The sequence below is a fragment of the Paraburkholderia sp. genome (genome assembly GCF_035948235.1).
GTDB lineage: Bacteria > Pseudomonadota > Gammaproteobacteria > Burkholderiales > Burkholderiaceae > Paraburkholderia.
In genome coordinates this window covers 16357-30612 of record NZ_DASZJJ010000242.1, presented here as the reverse complement: position 1 = coordinate 30612, position 14256 = coordinate 16357, and the positions used below count along the sequence as shown (strand labels likewise).

The following is a 14256-nucleotide window of genomic DNA, read 5'->3' as shown; positions in this document are numbered from 1 at the left end:
AACACGCGCCCTGCATCGACGGGGCGCGTGCCTGCCCGCGTCACTTGGGCTCGAATTGTAGCGCAGCCGAATTGATGCAATACCGCAGGCCCGTCGGGGCCGGACCGTCTTCGAAAACGTGGCCCAGATGCGCGCCGCAGTTCTTGCAGCGCACTTCGATGCGCAGCATGCCGTGCGTGCGGTCGGTGCGCTCCTCGATCACCTCGCCGTCGATCGGGCGGAAGTAGCTCGGCCAGCCACAGCCGGCGTCGAATTTCGTGTCCGATTCGAACAGCGGCGTGCCGCAGCAGACGCAGTCGTAGATGCCGCGTTCGGTGTGGTCCCAGTACTTGCCGGTGAAGGCGCGCTCGGTGGCCGCGTGGCGCGTGACCTGATATTGGGTCGGATCGAGCTGCGCGCGCCATTCGGCGTCGCTCTTGTGGCCGGGGTAGGCGTCGGAGTTATGGTCGTCCTGGCTCATGTCGGGTTTCCTGTTGAGGGGAGGATTGCGTAGATGGGGGCGCGCTTACGAAGAGCAACTGACTTCGAGCGAGCTGGCCCACTCGGGCGGCAGCGCCGCATAGGCGGCGTTTTCCGGCTGCTCGTCGAAGGGGCGCTTGAGCACGTTGGCGAGCCGTTCGACTTCGCTGAAATCTTTCTGCGCCGCGCGCTCGATCGCCGTCTGCGCGAGGTGGTTGCGCAGCACGAACTTCGGATTCACCCGGTTCATCGCGGCGGCGCGTGCGGCGTCGTCGCGCGTTTCGTGGGCGAGGCGCGCGCGGTAGTCGGCGGCCCAGGCGTCAAAGGCCGGACGGTCGAGGAACAGGTCGCGCACGCTCGTGTCGCCTTGTGCGTCCAGCTTCGATACGCGTGCGAGATTGCGGAACGTCAGCGTGAAATCGGCGCGATTGGCGTTCATGATTTCGAACAGGCGGTTCACGAGCTGGTCGTCGCCCTCGCGTGCGTGCTCAAGCCCCAGCTTCGCGCGCATGCGCGCTTCGAGCGCGGGCGCGAAATGCGATTTGAAACGCTCGAGCACGCCTTGCGCGTCGGCCACGCAGCGCTCACCGCGCGCTTTTTCGTCGGCGATATCGTAGTGCGCGCCGAACAGCGGCAGCAGCGCCTGCGCAAGGCAAAACAGGTTCCAGTAACCGATCTGCGGCTGGTTGCGGTATGCGTAACGGCCCTGCGAATCCGAATGATTGCAGATGTGGTTCGCGTCGAAACCGTCGATGAAACCGAACGGGCCGTAATCGATCGTGAGACCGAGGATCGACATGTTGTCCGTATTCATCACGCCGTGGCAGAAGCCCACGGCCTGCCATTCGACCATCAGCGCCGCCGTGCTGCGAACCGCTTCGTCGAGCAGCCCGAGATACGGATCGTCGGCTTCACGCAGATGCGGATAAAAGCGGCCAATGACGTGATCGGCGAGCTGGCGCAGCGCCTCGACGTTGTCGTTCGAATAGAAGTGCTCGAAATGGCCAAAGCGCACGAAGCTCGGCGACACGCGCGTGACGACCGCGGCGGTTTCCAGTTCCTCGCGGCGCACCGGCTGGTCGGAACCGGTCACGGCGAGCGCGCGCGTGGTCGGAATGCCGAGATGATGCATGGCTTCGGAACACAGGAATTCGCGGATCGACGAGCGCAGCACCGCGCGGCCATCGCCCATGCGCGAATAGGGTGTGCGTCCCGCGCCCTTGAGTTGCACCTCGAAGCGCTTACCCGCATGGTCGACTTCGCCGAGCATCAGCGCGCGGCCGTCGCCGAGCTGGCCCGCCCATACGCCAAATTGATGCCCGGAATACACCGTCGCGTACGACATCGCCGCAGGCGAGCGCTCGCGCGTGAAGTTGCCGCTGAAGAGCGCCGCGAACGACGGGTCTTTCACGGCCGCAGCGTCGAGGCCGAGCATAGCCGCCGTTTCAGGCGAGTAACCGACCACGTAAGGCGCGGCCAGCGGCGTGCCCGGCAGGCGCGTGTAAAAGGTCGCGCCGAGCGCGGCAAAGCTGTCGTCGCGCGGCGCGGTGAGCGCGCGCTCGAAGTCGGCGAGCGGGCCGCTGGCCGGCAGGTTCGTGGCGGTCTGTGTCACTTGGGATTCGCTGGAAGAGGAATTCGGGCCTGGTGAAAACGACATGTTGAGCGCCTGTTGAATAGCCGATATTGTAAGTCCGCGCCCGCTGGCGTGCAGGACGCCGCCGCGGGCCATGTCAGACAGCCTGGAACCTGAGACCCTCGCTGCACATAAGCTGTACACAACACCAACGAGCTTTCCAGACATCCGAGTCGAGGAGACCGCCGACCATGACCGCGCCGACTGCATCGCTTCTGGGCCAGATGATGGACGTGCCGCTGCTGGTGTCGTCGCTGATCGCGCATGCGGCGCGCCATCACGGCAGCGCGCAGATCGTCTCGCGGCGCATCGAGGGCGATATCCATCGATACACCTATCGCGACTGCGAAGCGCGCGCGAAACAGCTTGCGCAGGCGCTGATCGCGCTGGGCGTGGAGCCTGGCGAGCGGGTGGCGACGCTGGCCTGGAACGGCTACCGGCATATGGAGGCGTACTTCGGCGTGACGGGCTTTGGCGCGGTGTGCCACACCATCAATCCGCGCCTCTTTCCCGAGCAGATCGCCTGGATCGTCAATCACGCCGACGATCGCTACGTCCTCTTCGATACGACCTTCGCGGCGCTGGTCGACGTACTTGCACCGCAATGTCCGCAGGTGCGCGGCTGGATCGCGCTGTGCGACGAAGCGCATCGGCCCGCCATGCGCACGCCGGTACGCTGTTACGAAACGCTGCTCGCGGCGCAGGACGGCGAATACGACTGGCCGCTGCTCGACGAGCGCAGCGCTTCGAACCTTTGCTACACATCCGGCACGACCGGTAATCCCAAGGGCGCGCTGTACACGCATCGCTCATCGGTGCTGCATGCGTATGCCGCTTCCTTGCCCGATTCGATCGCTTTGTCCGCGCGCGACGCCTTGCTGCCCGTCGTGCCGATGTTCCATGTCAACGCCTGGGGCATTCCGCATGCCGCGCCGCTCAACGGCACCAAGCTCGTGCTGCCCGGCAAGGACCTCGACGGCAAGTCGCTCTACGAACTGATGGAAGCCGAAGGCGTGACCTGTTCCGCCGGCGTGCCGACCGTCTGGCTCGGTTTGCTCACGTACATGCGTGAGGCGGGCGTGAAGTTTTCCACGCTCAATCGCACGGTGATCGGCGGCTCGGCGTGTCCGCCCGCGATGTTGCGCACCTATGAGGACGACTACGGCGTGCAGGTGATCCACGCGTGGGGCATGACGGAGATGTCGCCGCTGGGCACGCTCGCGAAGCTCAACTGGGAGCAGGCGCAACGGCCGCTTGCGGCGCAGCGCGCGCTGCTCGAAAAGCAGGGCCGCGTGATCTTCGGCGTGGACATGAAGATCGTCGGCGACGACGGGCGCGAGCTGCCCTGGGATGGCGTGGCGTTCGGCGATCTGCACGTGCGCGGGCCGTGGGTCATCGACCGGTATTTCCGGCAGGACGAGGGGACGCCCCTGGTTGAAGGCTGGTTCCCGACCGGCGACGTCGCCACCATCGATCCCGATGGCTTCCTGCACATCACCGACCGCAGCAAGGACGTGATCAAGTCGGGTGGCGAGTGGATCAGCTCGATCGAACTGGAAAACATCGCGGTCGCACACCCGGCGATCGCGGAAGCCGCCTGCATTGCCTGCGCACATCCGCGCTGGACCGAGCGTCCTCTGATCGTCGCGGTGAAAAAGCCTGGTGCCGAGGTCTCGCGCGAGGAACTGCTGGCTTTCTTCGACGGCAAGGTTGTGAAGTGGTGGCTGCCCGACGACGTGGTGTTCGTCGACGAATTGCCGCACACGGCCACCGGCAAGCTGCAAAAGCTCAAGCTGCGCGAGCGCTTCCGCGACCACGTCCTGCCGACTGCGCTCGCGGCGTCGGAGCAGTGTCCGATGGAGCCCCTCGATCTGCATCAGGGCGGCGGCAGCGCGGCCGATCACGCAAAATCGGCCGCTTTGCGCGACCAGACACGCTGAACACGCCCAAACCCTTTTCTCCGGCGCGGCCTTCGGGCTGCGTTTTTTTTTGCCCTTTTTCGGTGCTCGGTACAAACCCTGGCGCTTAAGTTGCCGAAAAAAATGGAACGAGCGTACTTTTTTCGGTATTCTGCCTGCTGACCGGGAATGTCGGACAATGAAGCCGGCGACGCACAACGCGGCCCGCATGCATGGAGGCAGGCAAATGGTAGTGGACAACGCGGCAGTGAATTACACGACTCGCGACGGCGTCGCCGTCATCACGCTCAACAATCCGCCCGTCAACGGCCTGGGTCTAACGACTCGCACCGGCATCGTCGAGGGCCTCGCGCGCGCCAACAGCGATGCGGCGGTGACGGCCATCGTCATCACGGGCGCAGGCAAAGCCTTTTCGGGCGGCGCCGACATCACCGAATTCAACACGCCGAAGGCGACCCAGGAGCCCACGCTCCACACCGTCATCAAGGAAGTCGAAAAGAGCGCCAAGCCCGTCGTGGCCGCGATCCATAGCGTGGCAATGGGCGGCGGCCTGGAACTGGCGCTCGGCGCGCATTACCGCGTAGCTGCACCGGGCGCGCAGATCGCGCTGCCCGAAGTCAAGCTCGGCATCCTGCCGGGCGCGGGCGGCACGCAGCGTCTGCCGCGCGCAATCGGCCTCGAAGCCGCGCTCAACATGATCGTGAGCGGCGCGCCGGTGCCGTCGGAAAAGCTCGCGAAGTCGGGTCTGTTCGACGCGATGATCGAAGGCGATCTGCTGACTGAAGCCATCGCTTTCGCCCGCAAGGCCGCCGACAAACAAGGCCCGCATCCGCTCGTGCGCAACCGCAAGATCGAGCATCCGAACGCCGAAGGCTTCCTGCAGTTCTCGCGCAACACCGTCGGCGCGATGTCGAAGAACTATCCGGCGCCCGTGAAGTGCGTCGATGCGATCGCCGCAGGCGTGAAGCAGGGCTTCGACAAGGGTCTCGCTTACGAGCGCGAATGCTTTATCGAACTCGTGCAGACGCCGGAATCGCACGCGCTGCGCCATGCCTTCTTCGGCGAGCGCGCCGCGAGCAAGATTCCCGATGTGCCGTCTTCCACGCCGGTGCGCGATATCCAGAAGATCGCGGTGATCGGCGCGGGCACGATGGGCGGCGGCATCACGATGAACTTCCTCAACGCGGGCCTGCCGGTCACGTTGCTGGAAACGAAGCAGGAAGCGCTCGATCGCGGCATCGCGACGATCCGCAAGAACTACGAAGCGCAGGTCAAGAAGGGCAAGCTCTCGCAGGAGAAGCTGGACGCGCGTATGGCGCTGATCAGCCCGACGCTGTCCTACGACGATCTCAAGCAGGCCGATCTCATCATCGAAGCCGTGTTCGAGGAACTCGGCGTGAAGGAGCAGGTGTTCAAGCGCCTCGATGAAGTGGCCAAACAAGGCGCGATTCTCGCCTCGAACACCTCGACGCTCGATGTCGACAAGATCGCCGCATTCACGAAGCGTCCGCAAGACGTGGTCGGTCTGCACTTCTTTAGTCCCGCCAATGTGATGAAGCTGCTGGAAGTCGTGCGCGGCAAGGACACGGCGAAGGACGTGCTGGCCACGGTCATGCAGGTCGCGAAGAAGATCCGCAAGACGGCCGTTGTTTCGGGCGTGTGCGATGGCTTTATCGGCAACCGCATGATCGAGCAATACGTGCGTCAGGGCCTCTACATGCTCGAAGAAGGCGCGCTTCCCGCGCAGGTCGACCGCGCGGCGGAGAAGTTCGGCTTCGCGATGGGGCCGTTCCGCATGGGCGACCTCGCAGGCAACGATATCGGCTGGGCGATCCGCAAGCGCCGCTATCAGGAAAAGCCGGACATCAAGTATTCGAAGATCGCCGACCGTCTGTGCGAAGCGGGCCGTTTTGGCCAGAAGACCGTCGCGGGCTGGTACGACTACAAGGCCGGCGAGCGCAACGCGCTGCCTTCGAAACTCGTCGATGACATGATCGTCGCGTATTCGAAGGAAGCGGGCGTCGAACGCCGCAAGATCAGCGACGAGGAAATCGTCGAACGCCTCGTGTTCGCGCTCGTCAACGAAGGCGCGAAGATCCTCGAAGAAGGCATTGCTTCGAAGGCTTCGGACATCGACATGGTCTATCTGACGGGCTACGGCTTCCCGCTGTGGCGCGGCGGCCCGATGCTCTACGCGGACACGGTCGGCCTTTACAACGTGGCGCGCGCAATCCGCCGCTACGCGGCGCAGCCCAACGGCGACGCCTGGCAGATCGCGTCCTCGCTGGCTGAAAAGGCCGAAAACGGCGGCACGTTCAACTAAGCCCATCGATTTAAAACCGGACGGACATCATGAGAAGCGCAGACGACGTGCTCCTGTTGATCGACCTGCAATACGACTTCATGCCTGGCGGAGCGCTGGCCGTTGCGCACGGCGACGAAGTCGTGCCGGTCGCCAACCGGCTCGCGCAGGGCTTCCGGCATGTGGTGCTGACGCAGGACTGGCACCCGGCGGAGCACGTGTCGTTTGCGGCGAATCACACGGCACGCGCGCCTTTCGAGACCATCGCGCTGCCGTATGGCGAGCAGGTGCTGTGGCCGACGCATTGCGTGCAGGGCACGCAGGGCGCGGCGCTGCATCGCGATCTCGACGTGCCGCATGCGCGTGCGCTGATCCGCAAGGGCCATCACGCCGACGTCGACAGCTACTCCGCGTTTCTCGAAGCCGATCGCACGACGCCCACGGGCCTCGCGGGCTATCTGCGCGAGACCGGCGCGAAACGCGTCTATTGCTGTGGCCTCGCGACCGACTATTGCGTCGCGTGGTCCGCGCTCGATGCGCGCGCCGCTGGCTTCGAAACCGTGCTGATCGAGGACGCCTCGCGCGCCATCGATCTGAACGGGTCGCTGGCCGCCGCGTGGGAGCAGTTGCAGGCTGCGGGCGTGACGCGCGCGCAGTCGGCCGATGTGCTCGCAGGCCGCGTTTGAAAAGCGCCTTGATGAACGTCCAACGCCACCATTCGCAGCATCCAAAATTTTGCTGGAGACACGCATGACTGACGCCGTAATCGTTTCGACTGCCCGTACGGGCCTCGCCAAATCGTGGAAGGGCGCCTTCAACATGACGCATGGCGCCACGCTGGGCGGCCATGTCACGCAGGCCGCCGTCGAGCGCGCGAAGATCGACCCCGCGCGCATCGAGGACGTGATCATGGGCTGCGCGAACCCAGAAGGCGCTACCGGCGCCAATATCGCGCGCCAGATCGCGCTGCGCGCGGGCCTGCCGGTTTCGGTGCCGGGCATGACCGTGAATCGTTTTTGTTCGTCGGGACTGCAAACCATTGCGCTGGCCGCGCAACGCGTGATCGCCGGTGAAGGCGACGTGTTCGTGGCAGGCGGCGTGGAATCGATCTCGTGCGTGCAGAACGAGATGAACCGCCACATGATGGCCGAAGGCTGGCTCAACCAGCACAAGCCGGAAATCTACTGGAGCATGCTGCAGACCGCTGAAACCGTGGCGAAGCGCTACGAGATTTCCAGGGATCGTCAGGACGAATACGGCGTGCAGTCGCAACTGCGTGCGGCGGCGGCCCAGGCCGCAGGCCTCTTCAACGACGAAATCGTGCCGATGACGGTGCTTGCGGGCGTGGGCGACAAGGCCACGGGCCAGCTCATCACGAAGGAAGTGACGATTGCCGCCGACGAAGGCATCCGCGGCGACACCACGCTCGAAGGCGTGTCGAAGATCCGCACGGCGCTGCCGGGCGGCGTCATCACCGCCGGCAACGCGAGCCAGTTCTCGGACGGCGCGAGCGCCTGCGTGGTGATGAACGCCAAGGTCGCGGAGCGCGAAGGCCTGCAACCGCTGGGCATCTTCCGCGGCTTCGCGGTGGCCGGTTGCGAGCCGGACGAAATGGGTATCGGCCCGGTGTACGCGGTGCCCAAGCTGCTCAAGCAGGCGGGCCTCAAGGTCGAGGACATCGATCTGTGGGAGCTGAACGAAGCTTTCGCCGTGCAGGTGCTGTACTGCCGCGACAAGCTGGGCATTCCCGCCGATCGCCTCAACGTGAACGGCGGCGCGATCGCGGTCGGTCACCCGTATGGCGTATCGGGCGCGCGTCTGACGGGTCACGCGCTGATTGAAGGCAAGCGCCGTGGCGCGAAGCTCGTGGTCGTGACGATGTGTATCGGCGGCGGTCAGGGCGCGGCGGGTCTGTTCGAGGTCGTTTAAGCCTGTGTTCGCGGGCGGGCGCGCAGCCACGCGCCCGCCCGGAACAGTCGTTTTGCCAGCGCCGTCCATGCGGCGCGGGCGGGGCTGTGCGGCGCTTGCATCAGAAAGCGTGCGCCGCTCGCTTGCGCGGCGCTAACGGCATAAAAGGTGCGCTCGCGGGCGATGTATTGCTCGCCTTCCTGCAGACGCAGCGTCTGTTCTGGCGCGAGCTGCCCAAGCGAGGCAAGCGACGCATCGCGATACCTGATCAGCAGTTCGCCCTCGAGCGCAACAATTGCCGCGCCGCGGCGCAACTCGATCGTCTGGAGCGCGCCGCGCACGAGCGCGATCGTGCGTGTATTGGCGGGCAGGATGCCATTTTCCGAGCGTGACGAGTCGTGCATGGTCGATATCCGGTCGTGAAGCGAAAATGAGGCGAAATGATGCGAAGTCAGGCACCCAGCTTAAAAGTGCGCGCTTGCCTGCAACAGCCGCAGGACGGCATCAATCGCTGCGCTACAGCGCTTGTGCGGTGCGTGCTGTACCGGTGCAACCGTCGCTTGCGTGTATCTGTCGCGGTACGCCGCGCGTCTGGCATCATCGACCGATGAACGTCCTGCCTCAGCGTAATCAGCCTCTCTACCGGCAACTGGCCGGCCAATACCGGCGCAGTATCGAAAGCGGCGTACTGCGCGCGGGCGACCGTATGCCGTCGATGCGCGCCTTCATGCGCCAGCACGAAGTCAGTCTCGCCACCGCCACCGAAAGCTATCGCGTGCTCGAACGCGAGGCGCTGATCGAGGCGCGTCCGCGTGAAGGCTATTTCGTGCGCGCCATCGCCAGCACACTGCCTGCGGCGCGCGAGCCCGACTGGCAGGAAGCGCAAGCCGAAGCGCAATTCGTCGGCATTCACGCGAGTATTTCGGCGCTCGTCGCGCGCTGGCAGCAGGTGCCCGACGCGCTCAATCTGGGCGGCGTAACCGCCGCCGATGCGCTCTTTCCCGGCGAAGCGCTACAGAAGATCGCCGTGCGCACGCTGCGCCATCGCCCGGACCTGCTGACCGCGCCGGGCCACGAACGGGGCGACCCCAACCTGCGCGCCGTGATCGCGCGCCGGGCGCTTGCCGCCGGGTTCACCGTCCATCCCGACGAAATCGTCATGACCCACGGTGGCACCGAGGCCGTCAATCTCGCGCTGCGCGCGGTGACGCAGCCGGGTGACACCGTCGCCGTCGAATCGCCGTGTTTCTATGGCTTGCTGCAGGTGCTCGAAAGCCTCGGCTTGCGCGCGCTGGAAATCCCCGCGAGTCCGACTACGGGGCTGTCGATCGAGGCGCTCGATTTTGCGCTGCGCCAGCAAGCGGGTGTGAAAGCGCTGGTGGTCGTGCCGCATCTGCAGAATCCGCTTGGCTGCGTGATGCCGGATGCGCACAAGCAGCGCATTGTCGAGCTGTGTACTGAAGCGGGGGTTGCCGTGATCGAAGACGATCCCTATCGCGAACTGGTGGAGAGCGAGACGCCGCCGCGCGCGCTCAAGTCCTGGGACACGCAGGGCTGCGTGATCCATTGCACGTCGTTCAACAAGACGCTCGCGCCGGGCATGCGCGTGGGCTGGATGGCGGGCGGGCGCTGGCATTCGCGCATTGCGATGCTCAAGTTCGCGCAATCGCGCCTGAACGAACCGCTTTCGCAGGCCGTGCTGGCCGAATTTTTGCAGAGCCAGGCGCACGAGCGGCATCTGCGCCGTCTGCGCGAGCGTCTGGGTTTGCAGCGCGCACGCATGGCTCAGGGCATCAGCGCGTCGTTTCCCGAGGGCACGCGTTTCACGCCGCCCAGTGGCGGCATGGCGTTCTGGATCGAGTTGCCGGCAGGTGTCGATTCGATGGCGATGTTCGATGCCGCGCTGGCCGAGCGCATCCGCATCATGCCGGGCACGGTGTTCTCGAATTCGGGCCGTTTCGAGCGGTTTATCCGCGTGAGTTGTCCGGGGCCGGACCCGCAGAGCGCCGACGCCGCGCTCGCGCGCATCGGCGCGATTGCGCACCGGTTGGCGGCTCTCGCATCGCACAGCGCGCGGTTATCATGACGGCAGTTTCGCGCCCTCGCGGCGCGGCTCTTTCGTTCAAGACAGACAGAAAAGGTGATTACGTGATTCGTCATATCGTGATGTGGAAGCTCAAGGATTCGGCCGAAGGTGCAACGCGCGCCGAAAACGTCGCGAAATTCCGCACGCTGCTCGAAGGCTGCCGCGATCTGGTGCCGGGCACGCTGCATCTCGAAGTGGGCCTGGCGGGCGAGGGCCTCGATTCGACTTACGACCTCGTGCTCGTATCCGATTTCGCCGATAAGGCCGCGCTCGACGCCTATCAGGTTCACCCCGAGCACCAGAAGGTGAAGGACTTCGCCAAACGCGTGGTCGAAACGCGCCAGTGCGTCGATTACGTGGCGTGATTGAAGCCATGACCGTCGATATGAAGCAAGACGCAAAGCACGGCACCGCGCCTGCTAACCAGCAGCCCACGATCGAAAGCCCGTTCGTCGATGAACTCGGCGCGAAGCTCGTGAGCGCGCGCGATGGCGCCAGCGAAGTGCTGTTGCCGCTCGCGCCGCGCCACATGAATACGTGGCAGGTGGCGCACGGCGGCGTGACCATGACGCTCGCCGATATCGCGCTAGCGATGGCCGCGCGTAGTGTCGCCGCCGACGGCGTGGGCGTCGTCACCGTCGAAATGAAGGTGAATTTCATGCAGCCGGGGCGCGGCGAATTGCGCGCCTATGGCCGCGTGCTGCACCGCTCGACCACGATGGCCTATTGCGAAGGCGAAATCCGCGACAGCGAGGGCCATTTCGTCGCCAAGGCGCTTGGCACGTTCAAGTACATGCGGCGTCTCGCCGTGGGCCGCGATGTGGTGCGCCAGCGCCTGCGCAGCGACCCGGACGCGACGCCCGGTCCCAGCGACGGCTGAGCTTTTCCGCTCGCCATCGCCGTTTTTCCATCCGCGCGGTGCAAGCCGCGCTTTCTTGAAGCCATTCCGAACGCCATGACCCAGACCAATCGCCAGATCCTGCTCGCGTCGCGCCCCGACGGCGTCGCCAGCGTCGATAACTTCCGTCTCGTCGAAACGCCGCTTGCGCCGCTCGCGCAAGGTCAGGTGCGCGTGCGCAATCACTGGCTCTCGCTCGACCCGTACATGCGCGGCCGCATGAGCGACAGCAAGTCGTACGCGGCGCCCCAGGCGCTCGATTCGGTGATGATCGGTGGCACCTCGGGCGAGGTGGTCGAGTCGCAGAACCCGAAGTTCAAGGTCGGCGACAAGGTGGTCGGCATGAGCGGCTGGCAGGAATTCGGCACGTCAGATGGCAGCGATCTGCATGTCGTCGATACGACGCATGTGCCGCTTTCCGCGTATCTCGGCCCGGTCGGCATGCCGGGTGTGACGGCCTGGTACGGCCTGAACCGCATCATCGCGCCGAAGGCGGGGCAAACCGTGGTGGTGAGCGCGGCGAGCGGTGCGGTCGGCAGCGTGGTCGGCCAGCTTGCGAAACGCGCGGGCTGCCGCGCCGTGGGTATCGCAGGCGGCGCGGACAAGTGCCGCTACGTGGTGGAAGAGCTGGGCTTCGACGCCTGCGTCGACTACAAGGCCGGCAATCTCTTTCAGGATCTCAAGACCGCGACGCCGGACGGCGTGGACGGCTACTTTGAGAACGTGGGCGGCGCGGTGCTCGACGCCACGCTTGCGCGCATGAACGCGTTTGGGCGCATCGCGCTGTGCGGCATGATCGCGGGCTATGACGGCGAGCCGGTGCCGCTCAAGTATCCGCAATTGTTGCTCACGCAACGTCTGCTGGTGCAGGGCTTTATCGTGTCCGAGCATCTGGATGTGTGGCCGCAGGCGCTGACGGAACTCGGCGGCCTGGTCGCGCAGAAGAAGCTGGTCTATCGCGAAACGGTGGCCGAAGGCCTGGAAAACGCGCCTAGCGCGTTCCTCGGCATGCTCAAGGGGCAGAACTTCGGCAAGCAGCTCGTCAAGTTGATCTGAGCGGGCAGCACACCCAGGCCGGCTCTCGTTGCGCCGGCCTGTTTTTTCGACGCATGAAAATACTCATGCAGTCCTAATGAACCACAGAGGAGACGCTTGTGTCCGATCCGTTCCAGTTCGAAGGCCGCGTGGCCGTCATCACCGGCGCCGCCAGCGGCTTTGGCCGCGCGTTCGCGCAGCAGGCGGCTGCGCTCGGCATGAAGCTCGTGCTCGCCGATGTCGATGCCGCTGCGCTCGAAGGCGCGGTTGCGGCGATGCGCGATCAGGGCGCGCAGGCGATCGGCGTGCGCACCGATGTGCGCGATCCGGCGCAGGTGGACGCGCTCGCGAAGGCCACGCTCGACACCTACGGCAAGGTTCATCTGCTCTTCAACAACGCGGGCGTGGGCACGGGCGGCTTCGTGTGGGAAAGCAGCGCGAAGGACTGGGATTGGGTGTTCGGCGTCAACGTGATGGGCGTCGCCAACGGCGTGCGCAGCTTCACGCCCGCCATGCTCGCGCAGGGCGAGCGTGCGCATATCGTCAATACGGCGTCGGTGGCGGGGCTGCTCGCGCCGTCCGCGATGGCCGTCTACAACGCCTCGAAGCACGCCGTCGTGGCGCTCACCGAAACGCTTTATCACGACCTGAAGAGCGTTGGCTCGAACGCAGGTGGCCAGGTGAGCTGCTCGCTGCTGTGCCCGGCCTTCGTGCCGACCGGCATCGCCAACGCCGAGCGCAGCCGTCCCGACGATCTGCGCAACGACGCGCCGCCCACGCGCTCGCAGCAGGCCGCCGATCTGCAATTGCAGCGGGCCGTGCGCTCGGGCCGCCTCACGCCCGAGGACGTGGCGAAGCTCACCTTCGACGCCGTGCGCGAGGGCCGCTTTTATATCTTCACGCATCCGGGCATACTCGCGTCGGTCAAGCTGCGTCACGAGGACATCGAGACGCTGCGCAACCCCACCGATCCGCTCTCGCTCAAGCCCGAAGTCAAGGAGTCGCGCTCGCAATAGCGCCTCGCCTCGCCACGGGCACGCCACGAACGCCTATGCCGCTGAACGCGAAAATTGCACTCGTACTCGATCTTGTAGCCCGCGCGGGCCGCAAGCCGTACCACGAACTCACGCCGCAGGCGGCGCGCGCGTCATATGACAAGAGCGCATCGGTGCTGGACATTCCGGCCGCGCCGATGCATTCGGTCGAAGATATCGAGGTGCCGGTGCGCGACGGCGCATCGATTCGCGCGCGGCTGTATCTGCCGGTCGAGCCGCAATGGTCCGAGCTGCTGCCCGCGCTGGTTTATTTTCATGGCGGTGGCTTCACGGTGGGCAGCGTCGACACCCACGACGCGCTGTGCCGCATGTTCGCTCACGACGCGCGCTGCGCGGTGCTGTCGGTCGATTACCGGCTCGCGCCCGAGCACAAGTTCCCGACCGCCGTGCACGACGTCTTCGACGCCTATGCGTGGCTGCACGCGCATGCGGCGCAATTCGCCATCGACCCGGCGCGCCTGGCGGTAGGCGGCGATAGCGCGGGCGGCACGCTGGCGACGGTGTGCGCCGTGATGGCGCGCGACGCGGGCATCGCGCCCGTGCTGCAACTGCTGATCTATCCGGGCACGGGCAGTCATCAGCAGACGGGTTCGCACCGGCGCTTCGCTCATGGCTATCTGCTGGATGCGCCCACGATCCAGTGGTTTTTCAATCACTACGTGCGCGACATGTCCGATCGCGACGACTGGCGTTTTGCACCGCTCGACGGCACGGGCGGCGCGCCCGATTTTCATGGCGTGGCGCCTGCATGGATCGCGGTGGCGGAATTCGATCCGCTCGTCGATGAAGGGGTGGCGTACGCAGAGAAACTACGCGCGGCGGGCAACGTCGTCACCCTGGTGCGCTACGAAGGCATGATCCACGAGTTCTTCAAGTTCGGGACCTTCGTGGAGGAAGCGCGGCGCGCTCACGCGCAGGCCACGCAGGCGTTGCGCGAGGCCTTCGATTCCGCGCGGTGAGT

13 protein-coding genes are annotated in these 14256 nt (G+C 65.5%); 10 read left to right on the top strand and 3 right to left on the bottom strand.

Annotated features, from left to right (window positions below; genetic code table 11):
• Positions 1–40 precede the first annotated feature (40 nt).
• Together msrB and VG320_RS21155 are read right to left on the bottom strand one after the other, a co-directional pair.
• Entirely contained in the window at positions 41–460 is a 420-nt protein-coding gene (gene msrB / locus VG320_RS21160) for a peptide-methionine (R)-S-oxide reductase MsrB (protein WP_327202021.1), read from the bottom strand.
• A 45-nt stretch (positions 461–505) separates the two neighbouring features.
• Positions 506–2116 carry a protein adenylyltransferase SelO gene (locus VG320_RS21155; protein WP_327202020.1) on the bottom strand — a complete coding sequence of 537 codons (1611 nt, stop codon included), beginning with the start codon at positions 2114–2116 and terminating at the stop codon, positions 506–508.
• 167 nt (positions 2117–2283) lie between these two features.
• On the opposite strand from VG320_RS21155, the gene VG320_RS21150 reads away from it, so the two are divergent.
• The 4 genes from VG320_RS21150 to VG320_RS21135 all read left to right on the top strand — a co-directional run bounded on the left by VG320_RS21150 (position 2284) and on the right by VG320_RS21135 (position 8242).
• Positions 2284–4032 (top strand): 3-(methylthio)propionyl-CoA ligase, encoded by a 1749-nt coding sequence (locus tag VG320_RS21150; RefSeq protein WP_327202019.1) that lies wholly within the window; start codon positions 2284–2286, stop codon positions 4030–4032.
• A 205-nt stretch (positions 4033–4237) separates the two neighbouring features.
• Positions 4238–6334 carry a 3-hydroxyacyl-CoA dehydrogenase NAD-binding domain-containing protein gene (locus tag VG320_RS21145; RefSeq protein ID WP_327202018.1) on the top strand — a complete coding sequence of 699 codons (2097 nt, stop codon included), beginning with the start codon at positions 4238–4240 and terminating at the stop codon, positions 6332–6334.
• A gap of 29 nt (positions 6335–6363) precedes the next feature.
• Positions 6364–6999 carry a bifunctional nicotinamidase/pyrazinamidase gene (gene pncA / locus VG320_RS21140; RefSeq protein WP_327202017.1) on the top strand — a complete coding sequence of 212 codons (636 nt, stop codon included), beginning with the start codon at positions 6364–6366 and terminating at the stop codon, positions 6997–6999.
• Between the two features lie 64 nt (positions 7000–7063).
• The gene (locus VG320_RS21135) at positions 7064–8242 is read left to right on the top strand and encodes an acetyl-CoA C-acyltransferase (protein ID WP_327202016.1); all 1179 of its coding nucleotides are present in this window, start codon (positions 7064–7066) and stop codon (positions 8240–8242) included.
• On the opposite strand, the gene VG320_RS21130 is transcribed toward VG320_RS21135, so the two are convergent.
• Positions 8239–8625 carry a hypothetical protein gene (locus tag VG320_RS21130; RefSeq protein WP_327202015.1) on the bottom strand — a complete coding sequence of 129 codons (387 nt, stop codon included), beginning with the start codon at positions 8623–8625 and terminating at the stop codon, positions 8239–8241. The genes VG320_RS21135 and VG320_RS21130 overlap by 4 nt on opposite strands.
• 203 nt (positions 8626–8828) lie before the next feature.
• Here VG320_RS21130 and VG320_RS21125 point away from each other — a divergent pair, with 203 nt between their 5' ends.
• The 6 genes from VG320_RS21125 to VG320_RS21100 all read left to right on the top strand — a co-directional run bounded on the left by VG320_RS21125 (position 8829) and on the right by VG320_RS21100 (position 14254).
• Positions 8829–10307: a PLP-dependent aminotransferase family protein gene (locus tag VG320_RS21125; protein WP_327202014.1), complete on the top strand. Its 1479-nt coding sequence runs from the start codon at positions 8829–8831 to the stop codon at positions 10305–10307.
• Between the two features lie 62 nt (positions 10308–10369).
• The gene (locus tag VG320_RS21120) at positions 10370–10672 is read left to right on the top strand and encodes a Dabb family protein (protein WP_327202013.1); all 303 of its coding nucleotides are present in this window, start codon (positions 10370–10372) and stop codon (positions 10670–10672) included.
• A 20-nt stretch (positions 10673–10692) separates the two neighbouring features.
• Entirely contained in the window at positions 10693–11187 is a 495-nt protein-coding gene (locus VG320_RS21115) for a PaaI family thioesterase (RefSeq protein ID WP_327202012.1), read from the top strand.
• Positions 11188–11262: 75 nt separating this feature from the next.
• A complete protein-coding gene (locus VG320_RS21110) occupies positions 11263–12261 on the top strand; it encodes an NADP-dependent oxidoreductase (protein ID WP_327202011.1) in 999 nt (332 codons plus the stop codon).
• A gap of 98 nt (positions 12262–12359) precedes the next feature.
• Complete coding sequence (locus VG320_RS21105) at positions 12360–13256, top strand: SDR family oxidoreductase (RefSeq protein ID WP_327202010.1); 897 nt, start codon at positions 12360–12362, stop codon at positions 13254–13256.
• Positions 13257–13291: 35 nt separating this feature from the next.
• Positions 13292–14254 (top strand): alpha/beta hydrolase, encoded by a 963-nt coding sequence (locus tag VG320_RS21100; RefSeq protein WP_327202009.1) that lies wholly within the window; start codon positions 13292–13294, stop codon positions 14252–14254.
• The last annotated feature ends 2 nt before the right edge of the window (positions 14255–14256 follow it).

Excerpts from the sequence above, each read along its gene's own strand:
- VG320_RS21110 (WP_327202011.1), top strand. The coding sequence starts at position 11,263 with ATGACCCAGACCAATCGCCAGATCCTGCTCGCGTCGCGCCCCGACGGC.
- VG320_RS21135 (WP_327202016.1), top strand. The coding sequence starts at position 7,064 with ATGACTGACGCCGTAATCGTTTCGACTGCCCGTACGGGCCTCGCCAAA.
- VG320_RS21100 (WP_327202009.1), top strand. The coding sequence starts at position 13,292 with ATGCCGCTGAACGCGAAAATTGCACTCGTACTCGATCTTGTAGCCCGC.
- pncA (WP_327202017.1), top strand. The coding sequence starts at position 6,364 with ATGAGAAGCGCAGACGACGTGCTCCTGTTGATCGACCTGCAATACGAC.
- msrB (WP_327202021.1), bottom strand. The coding sequence starts at position 460 with ATGAGCCAGGACGACCATAACTCCGACGCCTACCCCGGCCACAAGAGC.
- VG320_RS21145 (WP_327202018.1), top strand. The coding sequence starts at position 4,238 with ATGGTAGTGGACAACGCGGCAGTGAATTACACGACTCGCGACGGCGTC.
- VG320_RS21115 (WP_327202012.1), top strand. The coding sequence starts at position 10,693 with ATGAAGCAAGACGCAAAGCACGGCACCGCGCCTGCTAACCAGCAGCCC.
- VG320_RS21150 (WP_327202019.1), top strand. The coding sequence starts at position 2,284 with ATGACCGCGCCGACTGCATCGCTTCTGGGCCAGATGATGGACGTGCCG.
- VG320_RS21130 (WP_327202015.1), bottom strand. The coding sequence starts at position 8,625 with ATGCACGACTCGTCACGCTCGGAAAATGGCATCCTGCCCGCCAATACA.
- VG320_RS21125 (WP_327202014.1), top strand. The coding sequence starts at position 8,829 with ATGAACGTCCTGCCTCAGCGTAATCAGCCTCTCTACCGGCAACTGGCC.
- VG320_RS21155 (WP_327202020.1), bottom strand. The coding sequence starts at position 2,116 with ATGTCGTTTTCACCAGGCCCGAATTCCTCTTCCAGCGAATCCCAAGTG.